We start from the raw sequence: 20039 nt of genomic DNA, 5'->3' as shown, positions 1-20039 counted from the left end.
TTGTAAGTCTTATTCAGGCAACTGCGCCCGGGCTGCCCGGCGGCCCCATGCGTCTGCGGCCAGTATGGTGTCCAGGTCAGGATTCATCAACGGCTCATATTGCTGCATGACGGCTCCGATCAACCCGGCAATCCGGTCAAACCCGATGCGGTCTTCAAGAAATGCGGCCACAGCCACCTCATTTGCGGCATTGAGCACTGCGGGCATGGTACCCCCGGTTTTTCCGGCCTCCAGGGCCAGGGCCAGGCAGGCAAATTTTTCCAAATCCGGGGCCTGGAAGGTGAGCTTTCCAATGTCCGGAAAATCAGGACTGGATAAACCCAGGGGCAACCGCTGCGGATAGGACAGGGCATAAGCAATGGCGCCCTGCATATCCGGCAGTCCCATCTGAGCCATGACCGTGCCGTCGCAATAAGCCACCATGGAATGGATAATACTCTGGGGATGGATTACCACTTCCACCTGATCCACGCGCAATGAAAACAGGTGCATGGCCTCGATCACCTCCAGACCCTTGTTCATCAATGTTGCCGAATCAATGGTGATCTTGCTACCCATCTGCCAGGTGGGATGCGCCAGGGCATCACCGGGTTTTACCCGGCCGAATTCAGAAGCCGGACTGTTGCAAAACGGACCGCCTGAGGCTGTCAAAAGGATTTTTTCCACATCTTTTCGCTGGTTGCCGCAAATGCATTGAAAAATGGCGCTGTGCTCGCTGTCTACCGGCAGCACCCGCACCCCGCAGATTCGGGCCTTATCCATGACCAGGTCCCCTGCCATGACCAGGGTTTCCTTGTTGGCAAGGGCAATGTTTTTTTTTGCCTCTATGGCCGCAAGTGTCGGCAGCAGACCGGCTGCGCCCACCATGGCCGAAACCACCATGTCCACGTCCTCGTGGGTGGCGGCATCCAGATAGCCCTGCTCCCCGTGCAAAATTTTCGTGGAAACTTTCCCGCCCAGTTTCTTTTTGAGATCCGCGGCATCCGAGGGATCATAGACAACCGCAATCTCCGGGCAAAACCGCTGAACCTGCGCTGCCAGCAACTCAATATTGTTTCTGGCAGTCAGGGCCCGGACCGAAAATCGTTCGGGAAAACGCTTTGCCACAGCCAGGGTATTTCTGCCGATGGAACCGGTGGAGCCGAGAATGGCCAGTTTGCGGGAATTCATATACGTGTTTCCGGTTAAAGCACCAGTATTTTCCATGCATAAGCCACGGGCACGGCAAACAGCAGGGCATCAATGCGGTCCAAAATCCCGCCGTGGCCCGGCAGAATCGAACCCGAGTCCTTGATCCGGGCGGTACGCTTGAGCTCGGACTCAAACAGGTCGCCTGCCTGGCCGGCAAGGCCCATGAGCACCACCAGCACCACCGTATGCAGCACAGGCAGCCCGGGAATAAAAAGAAGCTTAAATATCAGGCCCACAACCAGGTTGGCCCCCAGGCCGCCCAGGGCGCCTTCTATGGTTTTGCCCGGGCTGATGGCGGCATTGAGCTTGTGCCGCCCCTTGTACGTGCCCACGTAAAAAGCGCCCACATCTCCGAGAAAAACAACAAAAAGCACGAAAAAAAGCCATGCCAGTCCCTGGGGTTGTGCGCGCAGCAGCACCAGCATGGACAGGCAGAGAGGAACGTAAACCAGCCCCTGGACCTGGAGGGCAACCGTTTCCATGATCTGCGGGCTTTTTTTGTATGCCTGCATGGAAAGCAATGCTGCGGCCGCCAACCCCAGAAACACGAAAAACGACAGGCTCTTTGCCGGCAGCCAGGCAACGGCCATGATCATGACAATCCCGGCTGCGATTCCCGACAAGGCAACAGGCGAAAATATGCGGCCGCGATCTCCCCGGAAGACAATGAAAAAATATTCATAAAGCGCCACTGCCGCCACTATGGAAATAAATGCGGCAAACACCGGCAGCGATGCCCAAAAAATCAGGGCAATCAGCAGGGGAACGGCAATAATACTGGTAATCCAACGCTTTAAATGCATAACACGATCCCGGATAAATTGTAGTCAGGGGAAATCGGCGCAACAAATGCCAGGGGCATCATTTCTCCGAAACCTTGCCGAAACGGCGCTCGCGTCTTTGAAAGTCCTTGAGGATACCGATGAATTCCTCGCGGGTAAAGTCCGGCCACAGGGTGGGGGTCACAAAAATCTCCGAATAGGCGATCTGCCACAACAAAAAATTGCTGATCCGGTACTCGCCGCTGGTGCGGATCAGCAGTTCCGGATCCGGAATACCGTGGGTATAGAGATTTTGCGAAAACAGCTCTTCTGTGATGTCTTCGGAGTCCATGCGCCCGTCTTTGACCTGCCGGGCAAGCTTTCGGGCAGCCTCAACAATTTCCGAGCGCGCCCCGTAGGAAAGCGCCAGGCACAAGCACATGCCGTCATTTTTGCTGGTTTCCGCCATGACATCAGTCAAGCCTTCCCGAACATCTTCCGGAAGGTGGTGGATCTGGCCCAGCACGCGAAGTTGAACATTGTTTTCAACCATCTCCTTCCGCTCAGATGCCAGAAAACGTTTAAGCAGCGTCATCAGGGCTTTTACTTCGGATTTGGGCCGCTGCCAGTTTTCCGTGGAAAAAGCGTACAGGGTCAGGTACTGAATACCGATTTCCCGGCTGGCGCGCACCACCGCCCGTACCGTGTCCGCCCCCCGCTCATGGCCCTTGACCCGGTTTAACATCCGTTTCTGGGCCCACCGGCCGTTTCCGTCCATGATCACTGCCGTGTGAACGGGCAGTCTCGACGGATCCAGCCCCATCTCTTCGGCAGAATCAGACTTCAAGGATCTCCTTTTCCTTGTCCTTGTACAGATCGTCTATCTGCTTGACATGCTCGTCTGTGAGCTTCTGGATTTGGTCAAAGGCCTTGGTCACGTCATCTTCTGAGGCATCGCCGTCTTTTTTCAGGGTTTTTAAGGAATCATTGGCCTCCCTGCGGATGTTTCGCACGGCAATCCGGTATTCCTCGCAAACCTTGTTGACCTGCTTGACAATATCCTTACGCCGGTCTTCGGTCAGCGGCGGCATGGTAATACGGATGATCTTGCCGTCGCTTGAGGGTGTCAGACCGAGATTGGACTTCATGATCGCCTTTTCAATCTCCTTGATCGCCGAGGGATCCCAGGGCTGAATGGTAATCAGGCGGCTTTCCGGTACGGAAAGTGATGCAAGCTGGTTTAGCGGAGTGGGCGTGTTGTAGTAATTGACGCGAACATCATCGAGCAGACTCAGCGATGCCCGCCCCGTGCGGATTTTTTTCAAATCCTTTTTCAGGGCGTCCACCGACTTGTCCATTTTTTCACTGGCTTCACTGATAATCAAATCGATCATGGCCTTTTGCCCTCAAAATTGTGGTTGACGGATGTCTCTGATTTCAACCGAAACCGACCGGCTGGCAAACCTTACTTCCGGGGCTCGCAAATCTGTGTTCCGATGGCCTGCCCGCAGATGGCATTGCGGATATTGCCGCTTTGTCTGAGATTAAAGACAACCAGCAGCAGATGATTGTCCATGGCCAGGGAAATGGCGGTGGTGTCCATGACATGCAGCCTTTTTTCCAGGACCGTCATGTAATCGATATCCCGAATAAACTTTGCAGCGGTATTTCCCACGGGATCCATGTCATAGACGCCGTCCACCTTGGTGGCCTTGAGCAAAACTTCGGCGTGAATTTCGGCGGCCCGGAGCACAGCGGCCGTATCCGTGGTAAAATACGGATTGCCGGTACCTGCGGCAAAGATGACCACCCGCTTCTTTTCCAGGTGCCGGACCGCCCGCCTGCGGATATAGGGCTCGGCCACCTGGTGCATGGAGATGGCTGAAAGCACCCGGGTGGGAATATCGATTTTTTCCAGCGCCTCCTGCAGGGCCAGGCTGTTCATGACGGTTGCCAGCATGCCCAGGTAGTCGGCCGACGCGCGGTCCATGCCCTGGGAACTACCGGCCATGCCCCGGAAAATGTTGCCGCCGCCGACCACCACGGCCATTTCCACCCCGATATCCACCGCGGATTTGACCTCTTGGGCCACATATCCCAGGGTTTCGGGGTGGATGCCGTAGTTGCCGTCGCCCATCAGGGCTTCGCCGCTGAGTTTCAGTAATACGCGCTGGTATTTGGCCTGGTTCAAGATTTTCAGCTTTCTCCGATCTGAAAACGGGCAAACCGGTTAATGGTGATTTTCTCCCCGGTCTTGGCGATCATTTCGTTTAGCACGTCGGAAACCGTCAGGTTGGTATCCCGGATGTAGAGTTGGTTCATCAGGCAGGATTCCTTGTAAAACTTGTTCATCTTGCCTTCGACGATTTTTTCGGCCACGTTTTCCGGCTTGCCCATCTCCAGTACTTGCTGGCGGTAGATTTCCCTTTCGCGCTCGGCCACGTCTGCGGGGATATCTTCGGGAACCACGCCAAGCGGACTTGAGGCGGCAATGTGCATGGCGATGTTTTTGGCAAATTCCTTGAATTCATCTGTCTTGGCCACAAAATCGGTTTCGCAGTTGACTTCCACGAGCACCCCGATCTTGCCGCCCATATGGATATAGGACTGAATCACGCCGTCGCCGGCCACTTTCCCGGATCGTTTCTTGGCCGTGGCCAGGCCTTTTTTACGAAGATAGTCAGCGGCCTTTTCCATATCCCCGTCGCACTCGCTCAGGGCCTCCTTACAGTCCATAATCCCCGCGCCCGAACGGTCGCGGAGTTGCTTTACCATATCAGCACTAATTGTTGCCATCATTACTCTCCTGTATTCACAGCTTCTTCAGATTGTTCCGATTCCGGAGCCGGTGTCTGGGGCTTGGCCGGGGATGCCTTGCGAATCACTTCCACCACCGGCCCCTCTTCATCCTGGGTCTCCACGCGGCGTTCGGCCTTTCCGGCCGCCTGCATCTGGGCTTCCTCGGCCTGCTTGTCTTTTTCGGCCTGCATTTTCTCATCCCTGCGCTGGGCGCCTTCAATGGCGGCATCAGCAATCCGGGAGGTAATCAGCCGGATGGAGCGGATCGCGTCATCATTGCCAGGGATCACATAATCAATAAGATCCGGATCACAATTGGTGTCCACCACTGACACCACGGGGATGCCCAGACGGAGTCCTTCGCGCACGGCAATGCCCTCCTTTTTGGGATCCACCACGAACATGGCGCCGGGAAGCGATTTCATGGTGCGGATACCGCCAAGGTTGCTGTCCAGCTTGGCCCGCTCCTTTAGCATTTTCACCCGTTCCTTTTTGGGATACAGGTTAATGGATCCGTCATTTTCGATGGTATTGAGATAATTGAGCCGCTCGATGCTCTTTTTGACCGTGGGAAAGTTGGTGAGCATGCCGCCGATCCAGCGGTTGTGCACATAATACATTTCACACCGGTTGGCTTCCTCGTAGATCGATTCCCGGGCCTGCTTCTTGGTACCCACAAACAGAACGCTTTTGCCGTTTGCCACCGTGTTGGCCACGAAATCATAGGCAGTCTTAAACATCCGGACCGTCTGCTGCAGATCAACAATGTAGATGCCGTTTCTGGCCCCGAAAATGTATTTTTTCATCTTGGGATTCCAGCGGCGGGTCTGGTGGCCGAAATGGACACCGGATTCTAGCAGTTCCTTCATGGTTACATAGGCCATTGACAACACTCCTTTTGCTTCGGTTTTGGATTCCTCCGCCCTTATCCTCCCGGCTGCCGACTTTATGCCAAAGCACCGAGGCCGCCGGTCAAAGGGCGTGCGTCGTTAATTCATAAATTGAGTATCTATAGCAGAACCTGCCCGGGTCTGCAATATTTTTTGTGAGCATTCCAAGACGTCCAGGGCCGGGATCAGTTTTTCCGCAAAACCGCTACCCGGTCATGGCCGCCGTAATCCCGCACAAATTCGGCCGGGGCATAAGCCCCGGTCCCCCGGCAAAGTTTTTCAGCTGCCGCTTTCTGGTCCCAGCCGATTTCCATGAGCAAAAACCCTCCGGGCAGCAAATAATCCAAAGCCGTGCGCAGGATCTGCGAAATGGCAAAAAGCCCGTCACCGGCGCCGTCCAGTGCCATGCGGGGTTCGTATTGACTCACTTCCGGCTGCAGATCCCTGAACCGGGCAGACGGGATATAAGGCGGGTTGGAAACAATCATGTCAAAACCGGCACAATCGGCATTTACCGGGGACAACCAGCTGCCGGCGAAAAAATCAATGAGACGGGCCACCCCGTGGGCCGCAGCGTTTTTCCGAGCCACCTGCAGGGCGGCAAGCGAGCGGTCCATGGCGAAATAGCGGTTTTCAGGCCTTTGTGCGGCAAGGCAGACAACAATGGCCCCGGAGCCGGTGCCCAGGTCCAGAATTTTTCGGCTGTGACCGTCATTTTCCGGCAGGCGCTCAAGCGCGGCTTCCACCAGGTGCTCGGTTTCGGGCCTGGGAATCAAAACATCGGGTGTAATGGTAAAGCTGCGGCCCAGAAATTCCTTTTCCCCGAGAATATAAGCCACAGGCTCATGGCTTACCCGGCGGCGGATCATCTGACGAAAGGCGGCCCGTTCTTCTTCTGCCAGGGGCTGATCATGGCGCATGTAGAGATCAATGCGCGTGGTCTGCAGCACAGCGGCCAGAAGAATCTCTGCGGTCAATCTGGGGGAGTCGATTCCGTGGGTATCAAAATATCCGGCTGTCCACTGCAGGGCGTCAAGCACGGTCCATGTGGGCATTTTCCGGGGACTGGGATTGCTCATTTTGTAATGCCTGCGCCTGATAAAAAGTGGCCAGCTCGTCGATGATTTCGTCCAAAGCCCCCTGAAGCACCTGTTCCAGCTTGTAGAGGGTCAGGCCGATGCGGTGGTCGGTCACCCGGCCCTGGGGAAAATTATAGGTGCGGATCCGCTCGCTGCGGTCGCCGCTGCCCACCTGGCTGCGCCGCTGCTGGGAAATCTTGTCGTTCTGCTCCTGGAGCTGGATGTCAAAGAGCCGGGCGCGCAGCACTTTCATGGCCTTGGCCTTGTTTTTGTGCTGGGATTTTTCATCCTGGCAGATCACGACCAGTCCGCTGGGCAGGTGCGTCAGGCGAACCGCGGAATCCGTGGTATTCACCGACTGTCCCCCCGGCCCGCTGGATCGAAACACATCCACATGGATTTCACTGGGATCGATATGGACTTCCACTTCCTCGGCTTCCGGCAGAACCGCCACGGTCACAGCAGAGGTGTGAATCCGTCCCTGGGCCTCAGTGGCCGGAACCCGCTGGACCCGGTGGGTGCCGCTTTCATATTTCAAGTGGCTATAAGCCGCCTGGCCCTTGACCATGGCAATGACTTCCTTGAGCCCGCCCGAGTCGTTCCAGTTGGCATCCATTAACTCGATTTTCCAGTTCTTGGCCTCGGCATAGCGCGTGTACATGCGAAACAGATCATTGGCAAAAAGGCCGGCTTCCTCGCCGCCCGTACCCGCCCGGATTTCCAGGATCACGTTTTTGTCGTCATTGGGATCTTTGGGAATCAGAAGCTTTTTGAGGTCCTGTTCCAGGCTGTCCTTTTGCTGTTCAAGACTGTCGATCTCGTTTCTGGCCAGTTCTTTTATCTCAGGGTCCTGATCGGAAAGCAGCTCCCGGCTCTGGTCGAGTTCCTGGGATACCCGGTCATATTCCCGGTAGACCTCCACGATCTTTCCCAGCTCGGAATGCTCACGAACATACTTGGGATACAGTTCGCGGTTGCCCACCACCTCCGGGTCGCTCAGCAGGCTTTCAAGCTCCTGATAGCGTCTTTCTATGCCGTCGAGTCGTTCTAACATGAACTGCGGAAATCCTGGTTATTTCTTGTCGTTTTGCTGAAATTTGGCATACTTGCGACGAAACCGCTCAATGCGGCCGGCCGAGTCCACCAGCTTCTGCTTGCCGGTATAAAACGGATGGCACTGGGAGCAGATTTCAACGGAGATATCCTCGCGGGTGGAGCCGACGGTGACTTCGTTGCCGCAGGCACACCGGATTGTGGTGGTTTTGTATTCCGGATGAATCTCTTTTTTCATTTCAAACACCTCAGCGTTGGTTCGGGTTCAATGTTCAATGTTTAACGTTCAAGTTTTCAGGAATTCATGGCGTCGAGAAATTCCTTGTTGGTCTTTGTGCCCTTCATCTTATCGAGCAAAAATTCAAGACTGTCAATAGGATTTAAGGGCGAAAGCAGCTTGCGCAGGATCCAGACCCGGTTGAGAGCGTCGGCATCAAGCAGCAGTTCTTCCTTGCGGGTGCCGGAGCGGTTGATGTCAATGGCCGGGTACATGCGCCGGTCAGAAAGCTTGCGGTCCAGGTGCAGCTCCATGTTACCCGTGCCCTTGAATTCCTCGAAAATCACCTCGTCCATGCGGCTTCCCGTATCAATCAAGGCCGTGGCGATCACCGTGAGGCTGCCGCCTTCCTCGATGTTTCGGGCAGCGCCGAAAAACCGCTTGGGCCGGTGCAGGGCATTGGCGTCCACACCGCCGGAAAGCAGCTTGCCGCTGGAGGGCACGGTCATGTTGTAGGCCCGGGCCAGGCGGGTGATGCTGTCGAGCAGGATCACCACGTGCTTTTTGTGCTCCACCAGGCGCTTGGCCTTTTCAGCCACCATTTCGGCCACCTGCACGTGGCGCTCGGCCGGCTCGTCAAAGGTGGAGGAAACCACCTCCGCATCCACGGAGCGCTGCATGTCGGTGACCTCTTCTGGCCGTTCGTCAATGAGCACCACAAAAGGGACCACGTTTTTGTGGTTGCCAATGATGCTGTTGGCAATATTTTTGAGCAGCATGGTCTTGCCGGTGCGGGGCGGGGAGACGATCAGGCCGCGCTGGCCGAATCCCAGGGGGGTCATCAGGTCCATGATCCGCATGGAGTAATTGTCCGGCTCCCGCTCGAGCTTGACCTTTTTTTCCGGAAACAGGGGAGTGAGGTTGTCAAACAGGATCTTGTCCCGGGCGGCATCCGGCTCCTCAAAGTTGATGGCTTCCACCTTGAGCAGGGCAAAATAGCGTTCCGAGTCCTTTGGCTGGCGGATCTGGCCCGAAACCGTGTCCCCGGTCTTGAGACTGAACCGGCGGATCTGGGAAGGCGACACATAGATATCATCCGGGCCGGGAAGGTAGTTGCAGTCATGGGACCGCAGAAAACCGAAACCGTCAGGAAGGATTTCCAGGGTGCCTTCTCCGTAGATGAGGCCGTTTTTTTCAATGTGGGCCTGAAGCAGCGAAAAAATCAGCTCCTGCTTGCGCATCCGGCCGATGTTTTCGATGTTGAATTTCTTGGCCATCCGGGTCAGTTCATTGATTTTTTTGTTTTTCAGTTCAACGATGTTCATGTAATCCCATTCCTGTATTTTCTCCGATTCATTTCAAAATTGGGTTGTATGTCAGGCGTGCAGTGATCCTGCGGTGTTTCACCCGGATAGAGCCGGATGTTTGAAGCCCTGCGCGTTGCCGGCAGCAATGGCAGAGCTGTAAAACGAACAACAGGAAGACTGCAAAGCCGGATATAGAAATTATGTGTCTTCTTAAAACTTTAGGTAATATGAGGCCTGATTGGTTTTTAAGATGTTGAAGAAGGATTCGCACAAAACAAACGTCCAGGAGGCAGGCACGTTTATATACTCAATAATTCAGATAAAAAGGCCTGTCAACCATTTTCGCCTATTTTTTTATACTTTTCCGCAAGTTTTTCCAGGACCCGGTCCATTTGGCCATGCATTTTGTCAATGCTTCCGTTGTTTTCAATGATAAAATCGGACATCCGCCGCTTTTGGGCTTCATCCATCTGGATGTGCATCAGGGCTTGGGCCTGCTGCCGGCTTACATTGTCGCGCTGCATGATCCGGTTGATACGAACCTCGGTATCGCCGGAAACCAGAATCACCGCATCAAACTGGTCCTGCAGGCCGGCTTCAAACAGCAGGGGAACTTCCACTGCAGCCAGCCATGCGCCCTGCGCGGCCGCTGACCTGAAATGCGCTTGCATTTGCACACCCACCTCAGGGTGGATATAGCTTTCAAGATCCTTGCGCGCAGCCTCGTTCTGCGTGATAATTTGCCGCAGCCGGGGCCGGTCAATGGTGCCGTCGGCCGCAAGAATCTCTTTGCCGAACCGCTCGACAATCTGTTTGTGGGCCCGGGTATGAGGTTCAACCGCCTGTCTGGCCAGCTGGTCCGCGCTGGCAACGGGTACTCCCGACTCCTGCAGTCGCCGGCAGACCAGGGATTTGCCGGAACCCACCCCCCCGGTTACTCCGATTTTGACCAGCCGGCGGGGTTGTCCCGAGGATGTCTGTTGTCTGCCCATTGCACGCACCCTGTTTTTGAGCTATGAATCAATAATCCGATCCGAACGCGGGTCGCCCCAGGAAAACAACGCGAAAATGCAAAAAGAATAATTTCATATATGAAAAAATGCCTTTGATCAATACCAAATTTCTCCCGCAGCTGCTTCTTTCAAAGATTCCGGAACAATCCGGGGCCTATCTGGTTGGGGGGACTGTCCGGGATCAGCTGCTTTGCCGACCTTGCGCCGACTGGGACCTGGCCGTGGAAAGCGACCCCGCCGGGCTGGCCCGGGCCATTGCCGAAGCTGAAGGCAGCCGGGTCGTGATTTTGGGCAAAAAAAAGCAAATTATCCACCGGGTGGTCAGCGCCGGCAGGATTTTTGACATTGCTGCCATCCAGGGGCAAACCATTTCCGAAGATCTGTTGCGCAGGGATTTTACAGTCAATGCCATGGCTGTATCCCTGCCAGCCGGCCGCCTCATTGATCCGGCCGGCGGCCGCGGTGACATAGAGCACAGGGTGATCCGCATGACCGGCAAAACGGTTTTGGATGATGATCCCCTGCGCCTGTTGCGGGCCTTTCGCATGGCCGCAACCCTCGGATTTGCCATTGACTCGGAAACGCTTGGGGCGGTTTCCGAAAAAGCCGGGCAAATCCGGCAGGTTGCAGGCGAGCGAATCCGGGATGAATGGCAAAAGATCCTCCAAACACAGGATTCGGCACAATGGATTTCAGAGATGGACCGGGCCGGGCTTCTGGGAAGCCTGTTTCCGGAAATCGAAGCCCTGAAAAACTGCGGACAGAACCGGCACCACGAATTTGACGTATTTGACCACACCATGGGGGTATACAGGGGCCTGGAGCAGATGCTGCACCAAAACCGCCCTGCCCTCACGCCAGACCGGACCAATCAAGAACTGCTGAGCATGCCGGCGGCCGTGAAACTGCTCAAGCATGCCGCCCTGCTCCATGATATCGGAAAGCCGCAGACCCGCACAACAGATGACCAGGGCCGCATCCATTTTTATCATCACCCCCGGGCAGGGGCGCAAATGGCCGGACAGATCTGCCGCCGCCTGAGATTTTCCTGTGCGGATGCCGGTTATGTGACCTTTCTGATCCGCCATCACATCCGGCCGCTTTTTCTGTACACGGCCCGGCAGCGCGATGCACTCACCTCCCGGGCGATGACCCGCTTTTTCATCAAAACCCGGCCCTATACCCCGGATCTGCTGCTGCTGGCGACTGCCGACATGACAGGTAAAAAAGAAAAAAGAAATCCGGAATTTATCGAATTTGCCAAAGATTTGACGCGGCGCTACTTCACCGGGCACCTTCCGGCCTGGGCGCGTCCCCGGCTGCTCACAGGCCATGACCTGATCCGTGAACTGGGGCTTTCCCCTTCCCCCCTGTTTGCGACAGTTCTGGACAGGGTTGAAGAAGGCAGGCTGGCCGGTGATATTGCATCCCGGGACCAAGCCCTGGAACTGGCCCGTAAAATCGTTGAAACTCAAAAGGATGCTTGACATAATGCCATCATTTTAATATATAGAAAAATTTTCCAAACGGATAAAATGCAATCTGACGTACAGATAATGTATTGAACCGCATGTTTTTGACATCAACCTTGGGCAAAAGGAGAAAAAGGCGATGAACATTTTGTTTTTTGGACCCAACGGGAGCGGAAAAGGAACACAGGGAGCCATTCTCAAGGAAAAATTCAAGACCCCCCACATTGAATCCGGGGCCATTTTCCGCGAAAACATCAAGGGCGGAACGGAATTGGGCAAGCAGGCCAAGGCCTATATTGACAAGGGCGAGCTGGTGCCCGATGACATCACCATCCCCATGATTCTCGACAGGCTCAAGGAAGACGACTGCAAAAACGGCTGGCTTCTCGACGGTTTTCCGAGAAACAAAAACCAGGCCGTCAAGCTCAACGAAGCCCTGAAACAAGCCGGCATGAACCTGGATATCGTGGTGGAAATCGAGTTGGACCGGGAAATTGCCAAAAACCGCATCATGGGCCGCCGTCTTTGCGTCAATGACAACAACCATCCCAACAACATCTTCATCGACGCCATCAAGCCTGATGGCGACAAGTGCCGGGTATGCGGCGGCGAGCTGCAGACCCGCTCGGACGACCAGGATGAAGCCGCCATTGACAAGCGCCACGGCATTTATTATGACAGCGAAACCGGCACCCTGGCGGCTGCCTATTATTTCCGTGATCTGGCGGAAAATGACCCGTCCATGACCTATATCACTTTAGACGGCAAAAACAGCGTTCCGGAAGTGGCAGACGAACTGGTCTCCAAGCTTCCCAAGTAACACGGCCACAGATCAACCGGCATCAGATCCCAACCGGCCGCAAGCCGGCGGCATGGTCCACGAAGGTTTGACATTTTTGTAAAAAATATTAGAATACAGCGTAACTAAATTTCTTTGTAAAGGGGGTTGAAATATTTGAAGGAAATCGCGGTCAAAGTGGAAGACAACGACCTTGAAAAGGCCATGCGCATTCTGAAGAAAAAAATCCAGAATGACGGTCTGTTCAAGCGTTTGCGGCTCAAGAAGAACTACGAAAAACCCAGCGAATACAGACGCCGCAAGAAACGTGAAGCCCAGCGGCGGCAGCGGATTGCGGAAGCCAAAAAGCGGATGCGAACCCGCAGATCTTGATGCCGGCAGGACCGAAGCACTGAAATGAAAAAGTGCCATATTGATCAAAAAACCCGGAAGGCCCTGACGGCTTCCGGGTTTTTTACGCACCTGTAACGGAAAAAATCCATGACCCAAAGCCAATATGACAAATGCCTGGCAGAAATGTTTGGCCTGCGCCGGTTCGGCATCAAGCTGGGCCTGGACATCATCGATGCCATGCTCAAAGCCCTGGACCGGCCGGAGCGCAAATTTGCCTGCATCCACGTGGCCGGCACCAACGGCAAGGGCTCCATTGCCTCTGCCCTTGCTGCTATCCTGCAGGCCGCAGGCCTGCGGGTGGGGCTCTACACATCGCCCCACCTGGTGCGGTTTAACGAACGCATCTGCATCAACAACCAATACATATCCGATCAGGAAGTGGTCAATGCCTGGCAAGCCGCCAGGGATGAGGCCCCGAAAGAGCGCGAGGCCACGTTTTTCGAGTATACCACGGCCATGGCCTTATACGCCTTTGCCAGGGCGGAAGTGGATTGGGCCGTGATTGAAACCGGCATGGGCGGACGAATGGATGCCACAAACATTTTGCAGCCCAGGCTCTGCATTATTTCAAACATTTCCCTGGAACACCGGTTTTACCTGGGAAGCACCATCGCCCAAATCACCGGGGAAAAAGCCGGGATCATCAAGCCAGGCACCCCCGTGATCACCGGGGTCCATCAGAAATCCGCCATCGAGGTTATTGAAAAAAAAGCAGCCCGAAACAATGCGCCGGTTTTCCGAAAGGGCAGGGATTTTCGAATCCGGCGGAGCCCCAAAGCCGATGCCCGGGATTTCAGCTTTACCTACACGGGTATTGATCACAAGTGGACCGACATGCGCTCATCTTTGCAGGGCATCCACCAGCTCGACAACGCCGCCCTGGTGCTGGCGGCCTGCGAAGTGCTCATGGACCAGGGCACTGCCATTGATGTGTCCCGCATCAAGGACGGCCTTGCAAATGTCCGGTGGCCGGGACGCCTGGAGATGGTTGACACCACCCCGCCCATGATCCTCGACGGAGCACACAACCTGATTGCCGCCAGAAGGCTTGCGGCCTTTCTCTCGGATACGGCTCCGAACAAAAACATCACCCTTGTCATCGGCATACTCGATGACAAGCCCTGCCAAGCCATGCTAAACACCCTGGTGCCTCTGTGTCAGCGGGTGATCGTGACCCGGCCGGTGATCGACAGAAGCCTGCCGGCCCGGGTAATCGAAGCCGGGGTAAGAAAACTTACCGATCACGTGGAGATTGTTGAAAGCGTCAGGGATGCCGTGTTTTACGCCATGGAGAGCACAGCGGACACGGATCTGATCTGTGTTGCGGGATCACTTTACGTGGTGGGGGAAGCAAAGGCGGCCCTGGAAGGCGCCGGGGCGCCGGAACCCGTTTAAAAGCGGGCATTTTTGGCCTCCGCGCACAATCATTGCCGGTGGCCTGCAATTCCTGCTTGACTTCTGAAAAACGATCTTTTATGTTTCATGCCGTGTGCGCCCGTAGCTCAGGGGATAGAGCGTCAGCCTCCGGAGCTGAAAGTCGCAGGTTCGAATCCTGCCGGGCGTACCATTTTTTCCTTTCCCGCCCTTTGATGGCACCGTAAAAAGTCTGACTTTAGATGGTGCCGTAAAAATTTCAAGATCAAGGTTTGCGCAAAATCCAGAGAACAACAGAAATCACCACGCTGAGGACAATCATGGTGGTCACGGGTATGTAGACTTTCAGCCCGGGCCGGTCAATGATGATGTCTCCGGGCAGCCGCCCTACGGGAAGCCGGGCAATCCACGGCCAGAAAACACCGATGACGGCGATGGCGATTCCGATGGCAATCAAGGTTTTGTTCATGGCGGTTATACGCTGTAATAATCCCGGTACCAGTCCACAAATCGCCGGATGCCTTCCTGGATGGGCGTCATTGGCCGAAATCCCACGGCATTGTATAAATCGTCAATGTCTGCGCACGTGGCCGGCACATCTCCGGGCTGCAGGTCCAGATACTCTTTTTCCGCCTCTTTTCCCAGAACCTCTTCGAGCACGCGAATAAAATCCATGAGCTTTTCCGGACGATTGTTGCCGATGTTATAGACGCGGTAAGACGTATATGAGGTGCCCGGATCCGGGCTCTCCCCGCTCCAGTCCGGGTCCGGCTCCGGCAGTTTGCCCATGACCCGGACCACGCCCTCGATGATATCGTCGATATAGGTAAAGTCCCGCTGCATGCGGCCATGGTTGAATACCTGGATGGGCCTGCCCTCCAGTATGGCCCGGGTAAACAGGAAAAGCGCCATGTCCGGCCGGCCCCAGGGCCCGTACACGGTAAAAAAGCGCAGGCCCGTGCAGTGCATCCCGTAAAGATGGCTGTAGGTGTGGGCCATGAGCTCATTTGCCTTTTTGCTGGCCGCATACAGGGAAACCGGATGATCCACGTTGTCATGCACGGAAAAGGGCATTTTGGTATTGGCCCCGTACACGGAGCTCGACGAGGCAAAGACAAAATGGGACACGTTAAAATGCCGGCAGCATTCCAGCAGATTGACAAATCCCACCAAGTTGGCGTCCACGTAGGCATGGGGGTTTTCCAGAGAATAGCGCACCCCGGCCTGGGCGGCCAGGTTGACCACCACGTCGAACTTGCCCTCGGTAAACAAACGGTTTAACGCATCCCGGTCTTCCAGATCAATGCGGTGAAAGGAAAACCCGGCCTTTTGTTCAAGGCGTCTTAATCGGGCCTTTTTGAGCTCCACGTCGTAATAGGCGTTGAGGTTGTCCAACCCCGCAACGGTTTTGCCTTCATCTGCCAGACGAGCCGCCAGATGATAGCCGATAAACCCGGCCGCGCCCGTGACCAGTACCTTTTTGAATTCCAATTTGGATGCCGTCCTTTTTAAGGTTACAGATTTTCAATCACGCGGCAAAGCAGCCGAACCCCGAAGCCCGTGCCCCCGGGCCCGCAATAGTCGTTGGCGCCGGACGCATAAGCCGGGCCGGCAATGTCGATATGGGCCCAGCGCGAACCCTTGGTGAATTCAGACAAAAACAGGGCCGCTGCAATGGCACCGCCATAGCGGTTTTTGCCCACGTTTTTCAGGTCCGCAAAATCGCTTTTCAGATTTTCCCGGTAATCCTCGGGCATGGGCATGGACCAGCACCGCTCGTGAGTTTTTTGACCCGCATGGGCAATGCAGTCCGCCAGGTCAGTGTCCGTGGAAAACACCCCTGCGATCTTTTCGCCCAGGGCCACAATGCAGGCGCCTGTGAGGGTGGCCATGTCAATGACCACATCCGGGCTGTACTGCCGGATAGCATAATAAAGGGCATCTGCCAGAATCATCCGGCCCTCGGCATCGGTGTTGCCGATTTCAACGCTTTTGCCGGATGCGGTTTTGACGATATCGCCCGGCCGGTAGGCATTGCCCGAAGGCATGTTTTCCACAAGGGGCATCACCCCCACCACCCGCTTGCTGCAGCCGGTCTGGGCTGTTGCAATCAGGGTTGCGGCCACGGCCGCAGCCCCGGCCATGTCCTGCTTCATGGTTTCCAGACCCGATGCAGGCTTTAAGTTAATACCGCCGGAGTCAAATGTCACACCCTTGCCCACAAGCACCACTGTCTGATCCCACGTTTCGGGCTTGTAGTCGAGAATCACCATCTGGGGCCGGCCGGCACTTCCGGAGGCCACGGCCAAAAGCGCCTGCATCTTGTTTTTCCGCAAATCACCGGTATCCAGAACCACGGCCTCCAGGGGATGTTTTTCAGCCACCTTGATTATGGAGCGGGCAAAGCGCGCCGGCCGCTTGTCATTTGGGGGCATGCTCACCCAGTTTCTGACCATGTGGGTGCCTTTGCAGACGATTTCGGTTTTCTGCGCCAGGCTCCGGGCCTGGCCGGCAAAATCCTTGCCGGCGGCAAACGCGATGGATTTCAGGGCCTTGTGGGGTTTTTCCTTTTTGTAGAAGTCAAAGCGGTAATTGGCCAAAACAGCGCCTTCCATCAGGGCTTCGGCCGCATCCCCGGCCTCCATGCCGCAGGCCCGGGCGTCGGGCATGCAGATCAGAAGACCGGACATATCCGCGTTCACGGCCCTGCCAACAGCCTTTCCCGAAGCCCGGCGAAGGCTTTCCGCCGTAAGATCCCCTGTTTTGCCCAGGCCCGCCAGCATGACCCGCCGGGCCTTTGTCCCGGCCGGGGCATAAAGGATCAACTCATCGCCGGATTTTCCGGAAAACTCGGAATATTGCCGGCCCAGGTCAATGAGTGCTAGCATTTTTGCATCGTCGTATAGTGCTGTGTCCTCGCAAACAAGCAGCAGCATAAGATCGGTCTTGATCCCCTTTGGATCCCCCGAACGAATGGTCAGCAATGAAACCTCCCCCTGAATTTACAGATTTCTTTCCTTTTGAATGGCTTCCCAGGCCTCCTGGATCTCCCGGAACTTGTCATGGGCAAACCGAACAAATTCCTCGGGCAGCCCCTTAGAGGCAATGGTATCGGGATGGTAGTCCCGCACCAGCTTGCGGTACTGCTTTTTGATGGTATCATTGTCATCAGACGGACTGACCCCGAGCACGGAATAATATTTTTCAGAAACCGATACATACCGCGACTTCATGTTCTGATAATCCGCATCCGGCAGCCGGAAGGTGCGCACCGCGGTTTCAATGAGCGCCTCTTCGCTTTTGTCCATGGTGCCGTCTGCCACCGAGACCCGAAGCAGAATGTCGATCATCAGTTCCAGAAGCTCAGGCCGGTCATGGAACTGCTGGTAGAACTGCAGGGCAAAGTCGTCAAAGGTTTGTGGCGCATTTAAAGCCGTGTAAAATATTTTTTCCGCCATCTGGCGGCTTTCGGCGTTGAGGTGCAGGTCCTGGGCCATGAACCTGCGGATGGAGGCCATTTCCTCGTCCGTGACCTGCCCGTCCACTCTTGCCAGTTTCGCCAGCATGGAGAATGCCGCCACGAAAAAGGTCAGCTGCGCCTTTCCCTGGGGCGACATCTGCGCCTCATTGGGCAGCACCCGCTGCTGCTGGTCGCTGTCAGCATCCATCAGGTGCCCGAGAGCCGCACCCCCGATGGCGCCCAGGGGTCCGCCCAAAGCAAATCCGATGGTGCCGCCCACCATTTTTCCAAGCCATCCCATATGTCATCCTTGTTCACAATTTAGTGTTGAGAAATCAGTGTTTTGCGCAAAAGATTTAAGGCGGTTTCGGCAAATATGCGTTTGTTGGCCATCCGGTTTTCAAACGGAAATTTGTATTGCCTGGCAAAGCTCTGCTCCGGGCCGCAAAGGCCGATGCACACCGTGCCCACAGGCTTGTCTGCCGTGCCCCCGCCGGGGCCGGCAATGCCGGTGACAGAAACCGCGTAATCCGCATTGGCCATGCGCCTTGCCCCCTCTGCCATTTCCCGGGCGGTTTGTTCACACACCGCTCCACAGGTTTCCAGGGTATGGGCCGAGACCCCGAGCATGCGCATTTTGGCGTCATTGGAATAAGTCACCACCGAGCAGAGAAAATACCGGGAGCTTCCGGCCACATTGGTGATCCGGCTGGCGATCATACCCCCGGTGCAGGATTCGGCCAGGGCCAGGGTGGCGGATTGCCGGGCCAAAAGCTCGCCCACCACCTCTTCCATGCTCTGGCCGGTCTCGGAGAAGACATAATCGCCCACCCGCTCGCGCACCCGGTCTGCGGCCGCGCTGAGAGCGGCTTCCAATGCGCTGCAATCCCGGCCCGAGGCTGCGAGTTTGACGTGGATCACGGGAAATTCGGCCAGCATCCCAAGTTTTACACCGTCTAATGATCCTGTCAAGTCCGCGAGCCGCTCGTTGACATGAGCCTCGGGCAGACCGAACAAAGACAGCCGCTTTTCCCGGTAAAAACTGCCTGTGCCGTTTCTGGCCGCATCCGCCTCAAGGCTGGGAATCACATGATCGGCCATCATCCGGCGCATTTCAAAAGGCACCCCGGGCAGAAAGAAAAACCGGCACCCGCCGATCTTTAGGGTAAAGCCCGGGGCCGTGCCAACAGAATTGAGCAAAGGGGTTGCACCTTGCGGCAGCAGGGCCTGCTTTGCGTCAGAATCGGAAACCAGCCGGTCAAAGCGTTTGAAAAAACCCTCCATATAGGCCATGGCCTCGTTGTTGCGCTCCAGTTCCACCCCCGCGGCCCGGGCTGCGGCCGAAGCGGTAATATCATCCACGGTGGGCCCCAGCCCGCCGGTAACAACGGCGATATCGGCCCGCTGCCCGGCTTCGGCAAGCACATCTGTTAAGCGCTCCATGTCATCGCCCACGCTCACGTGGCGGCCCACGGCAATGCCGGTTTCATACAGGCGGCATGCAATCCAGGCGGCATTAGCATCCACCACCGTGCCGGTCAACACCTCGTCTCCGGTGGAAATAATTTCTGCTATCATTTGGGGTCCTGTTATCCTGACAATTGATGGCACCGTAAAAAGCTTCTAAATAAATTCGTTCAAGGTTCAAGGTTCAAAAAAATAAAATCAAAACTTTTAAGCATGCGGCAAAAAGTTATTTGCAGTGTTCGGTCCCGGGCTGCGGCCCTGGAAGGACGGTTCCAAGGAAGTCCAAGGACGGGGTTGGTTTTTGAAGCGACATTGAGCGTTTACGGAAAAATTCAGCAAATGCCGGAGCTAAAAAATTTCAAACTGTTTGAGGCCGACAGGCCGAGTTTTTGAAATTTTAAGCGAAGGCATTGGCTGAATCCGTAAACGCTCAATGTCGCTTACAAACCGACCCCGTCCTTGGACTTCCTTGGAAGTCCAATATCTGCGTTACGCGCAATTTCTCAGAATTTCACGTACGGATAAGTACGCTGCATTCTTCGAAATTGCGCAGGATCAGGTATTTCCAAAGTCTCGCGCAAATTAGCAAACGACTTCAGCAATTCGCGTTTAAGCATAGAAAAAATGGTCCTGGCTCTTCATCTTCAAAACAGTATCTTGGAGACACTATGCGGGAAGAATTAGAGTGCTAAGACTACATCGACCGAGGGGGTCGTCCATCGCCGGAGCCTACCGCGCGCGGCGGCCGCGGACGGTTCCGCAGG

General features: G+C 55.5%; 21 protein-coding genes and 1 tRNA gene. 5 read left to right on the top strand and 17 right to left on the bottom strand.

Annotated elements, in window-relative coordinates; all coding sequences use genetic code 11:
- Positions 1 to 9: 9 nt before the first annotated feature.
- From R6U41_RS13255 to coaE, 12 genes are all read right to left on the bottom strand, one after another.
- Entirely contained in the window at positions 10 to 1170 is a 1161-nt protein-coding gene (locus R6U41_RS13255; protein ID WP_410270317.1) for a 1-deoxy-D-xylulose-5-phosphate reductoisomerase, read from the bottom strand.
- Positions 1171 to 1184: 14 nt separating this feature from the next.
- On the bottom strand, positions 1185 to 1994 hold the full coding sequence (locus R6U41_RS13250; RefSeq protein WP_410270316.1) for a phosphatidate cytidylyltransferase: 810 nt from the start codon (positions 1992 to 1994) through the stop codon (positions 1185 to 1187).
- A 58-nt stretch (positions 1995 to 2052) separates the two neighbouring features.
- A complete protein-coding gene (locus tag R6U41_RS13245) occupies positions 2053 to 2799 on the bottom strand; it encodes an isoprenyl transferase (RefSeq protein ID WP_410270315.1) in 747 nt (248 codons plus the stop codon).
- A complete protein-coding gene (gene frr / locus R6U41_RS13240) occupies positions 2789 to 3346 on the bottom strand; it encodes a ribosome recycling factor (protein ID WP_410270314.1) in 558 nt (185 codons plus the stop codon). The genes R6U41_RS13245 and frr overlap by 11 nt, the downstream gene beginning before the upstream one ends.
- A 71-nt stretch (positions 3347 to 3417) precedes the next feature.
- Positions 3418 to 4143, bottom strand: a complete 726-nt coding sequence (gene pyrH, locus R6U41_RS13235; RefSeq protein WP_410270313.1) for a UMP kinase — start codon at positions 4141 to 4143, stop codon at positions 3418 to 3420.
- A 5-nt stretch (positions 4144 to 4148) separates the two neighbouring features.
- A complete protein-coding gene (gene tsf / locus R6U41_RS13230; protein ID WP_410270338.1) occupies positions 4149 to 4748 on the bottom strand; it encodes a translation elongation factor Ts in 600 nt (199 codons plus the stop codon).
- 2 nt (positions 4749 to 4750) lie between these two features.
- Positions 4751 to 5635 (bottom strand): 30S ribosomal protein S2, encoded by an 885-nt coding sequence (rpsB, locus tag R6U41_RS13225; RefSeq protein ID WP_410270312.1) that lies wholly within the window; start codon positions 5633 to 5635, stop codon positions 4751 to 4753.
- 191 nt (positions 5636 to 5826) lie between these two features.
- Complete coding sequence (gene prmC / locus R6U41_RS13220; RefSeq protein ID WP_410270311.1) at positions 5827 to 6720, bottom strand: peptide chain release factor N(5)-glutamine methyltransferase; 894 nt, start codon at positions 6718 to 6720, stop codon at positions 5827 to 5829.
- Positions 6674 to 7774, bottom strand: a complete 1101-nt coding sequence (gene prfA / locus R6U41_RS13215; protein WP_410270310.1) for a peptide chain release factor 1 — start codon at positions 7772 to 7774, stop codon at positions 6674 to 6676. The genes prmC and prfA overlap by 47 nt, the downstream gene beginning before the upstream one ends.
- A gap of 18 nt (positions 7775 to 7792) precedes the next feature.
- Positions 7793 to 8011: a 50S ribosomal protein L31 gene (gene rpmE / locus R6U41_RS13210; protein WP_181550524.1), complete on the bottom strand. Its 219-nt coding sequence runs from the start codon at positions 8009 to 8011 to the stop codon at positions 7793 to 7795.
- Between the two features lie 56 nt (positions 8012 to 8067).
- A complete protein-coding gene (rho, locus tag R6U41_RS13205; RefSeq protein ID WP_410270309.1) occupies positions 8068 to 9315 on the bottom strand; it encodes a transcription termination factor Rho in 1248 nt (415 codons plus the stop codon).
- Between the two features lie 314 nt (positions 9316 to 9629).
- Positions 9630 to 10289: a dephospho-CoA kinase gene (gene coaE, locus R6U41_RS13200; protein WP_410270308.1), complete on the bottom strand. Its 660-nt coding sequence runs from the start codon at positions 10287 to 10289 to the stop codon at positions 9630 to 9632.
- Between the two features lie 113 nt (positions 10290 to 10402).
- Here coaE and R6U41_RS13195 point away from each other — a divergent pair, with 113 nt between their 5' ends.
- The 5 genes from R6U41_RS13195 (at position 10403) to R6U41_RS13175 (ending at position 14541) form a co-directional block, all read left to right on the top strand.
- Positions 10403 to 11797, top strand: coding sequence for a CCA tRNA nucleotidyltransferase (locus tag R6U41_RS13195; protein WP_410270307.1), 1395 nt, complete (start codon positions 10403 to 10405; stop codon positions 11795 to 11797).
- Between the two features lie 124 nt (positions 11798 to 11921).
- Positions 11922 to 12602, top strand: a complete 681-nt coding sequence (locus R6U41_RS13190; protein WP_410270306.1) for an adenylate kinase — start codon at positions 11922 to 11924, stop codon at positions 12600 to 12602.
- Between the two features lie 183 nt (positions 12603 to 12785).
- On the top strand, positions 12786 to 12953 hold the full coding sequence (gene rpsU / locus R6U41_RS13185; protein WP_410270337.1) for a 30S ribosomal protein S21: 168 nt from the start codon (positions 12786 to 12788) through the stop codon (positions 12951 to 12953).
- A gap of 108 nt (positions 12954 to 13061) precedes the next feature.
- Positions 13062 to 14369, top strand: coding sequence for a bifunctional folylpolyglutamate synthase/dihydrofolate synthase (locus R6U41_RS13180; RefSeq protein ID WP_410270305.1), 1308 nt, complete (start codon positions 13062 to 13064; stop codon positions 14367 to 14369).
- A gap of 96 nt (positions 14370 to 14465) precedes the next feature.
- Positions 14466 to 14541, top strand: a tRNA-Arg gene (locus R6U41_RS13175).
- A gap of 72 nt (positions 14542 to 14613) precedes the next feature.
- Here R6U41_RS13175 and R6U41_RS13170 read toward each other — a convergent pair.
- The 5 genes from R6U41_RS13170 to R6U41_RS13150 are packed head-to-tail and all read right to left on the bottom strand — an operon-like array spanning position 14614 to position 19386.
- Entirely contained in the window at positions 14614 to 14817 is a 204-nt protein-coding gene (locus R6U41_RS13170) for a DUF2905 domain-containing protein (RefSeq protein WP_410270304.1), read from the bottom strand.
- 5 nt (positions 14818 to 14822) lie between these two features.
- Complete coding sequence (locus R6U41_RS13165; RefSeq protein ID WP_410270303.1) at positions 14823 to 15839, bottom strand: NAD-dependent epimerase; 1017 nt, start codon at positions 15837 to 15839, stop codon at positions 14823 to 14825.
- Positions 15840 to 15862: 23 nt separating this feature from the next.
- Complete coding sequence (locus R6U41_RS13160) at positions 15863 to 17332, bottom strand: leucyl aminopeptidase (RefSeq protein ID WP_410270302.1); 1470 nt, start codon at positions 17330 to 17332, stop codon at positions 15863 to 15865.
- An 18-nt stretch (positions 17333 to 17350) separates the two neighbouring features.
- Positions 17351 to 18109, bottom strand: a complete 759-nt coding sequence (locus R6U41_RS13155) for a TerB family tellurite resistance protein (RefSeq protein WP_410270301.1) — start codon at positions 18107 to 18109, stop codon at positions 17351 to 17353.
- 20 nt (positions 18110 to 18129) lie between these two features.
- Complete coding sequence (locus R6U41_RS13150; RefSeq protein ID WP_410270300.1) at positions 18130 to 19386, bottom strand: competence/damage-inducible protein A; 1257 nt, start codon at positions 19384 to 19386, stop codon at positions 18130 to 18132.
- Positions 19387 to 20039: the final 653 nt, after the last annotated feature.

Origin of the sequence: Desulfosalsimonas sp., assembly GCF_046483245.1 — a bacterium.
GTDB lineage: Bacteria > Desulfobacterota > Desulfobacteria > Desulfobacterales > Desulfosalsimonadaceae > Desulfosalsimonas.
The sequence above is the reverse complement of the archived record's forward strand: the minus strand, read 5'-3'. Positions and strand labels throughout refer to the sequence as shown.